This window comes from Rhizobium sp. 01T444, assembly GCF_056398305.1.
The window spans coordinates 1-708 of sequence record NZ_JBFTPD010000178.1 but is presented as its reverse complement, the minus strand read 5'-3'; the positions used below and the strand labels follow the sequence as shown (position 1 = coordinate 708).

Below are 708 nucleotides of genomic sequence, written 5' to 3'. Positions count from 1 at the left end.
CGCGAATGATTGCTGCGAGTTGGCTGGGCACGTCATTCCCATTGGCCGGGTATTTGCCGTCCAGTGCCGCAGTCCCAATCGTAAAACCAGCTGCACCGGCACTCTGGACGATCGCAATTCGTTCAGGGGTGGCGATCGAGCCTGCAATGTAGACGGGCTTGGAGACTGCAGCGCAGACGGCCTTCATCAACTTGGGCACGTTCTCCGCCGAACGATATGCCAGCAGGTCCAGGCCATGCACCCCATCACGCCCTGCAATCGTCTTGGCGCTTTCGACAATTTCCTCGATGGTGCCCTCAAGCACGCTCGGGTGGCCGGTAATCCGGCCAGGGAACGGGAAGTATTGGATGCCGGTGTCCTTGATGATTGGCAGCAMGTCATCGACCCGCGTGCCACCCAGAAGAACATCAACGCCGATTTCGGCGGCTGCCTTTGCTGAAACAATTTCGCTTTCACGGTCCAGCGATACCACTTCCAGGTAGGAGGTTGCACCGCCGGCCTTGATCGCCGCATTGAGACCCTTCAGCTGCTCGAGCGGCAAGCCGATGTCCTTGAACCCGATGTGCCGCACGCCGAGGCCGAGCGCAGTTTGGAGTTGCTGCGACGCGTCCGGAACCGTGCGGTCGTTGCGCGTAAGCATGAAGATGAAACGTAGGCCCATGATGGTGGTTCCTTTCGAAGCTAGTTCGTCGTGGTTTGCGCAGCGAC

Annotated in this window: 1 protein-coding gene; it reads right to left on the bottom strand. The window is 59.5% G+C overall.

The window, feature by feature from the left end:
• Nucleotides 1-708: nitronate monooxygenase family protein (locus AC1DTN_RS37840; protein WP_477925266.1), on the bottom strand; the 708-nt coding region annotated here is incomplete at both ends.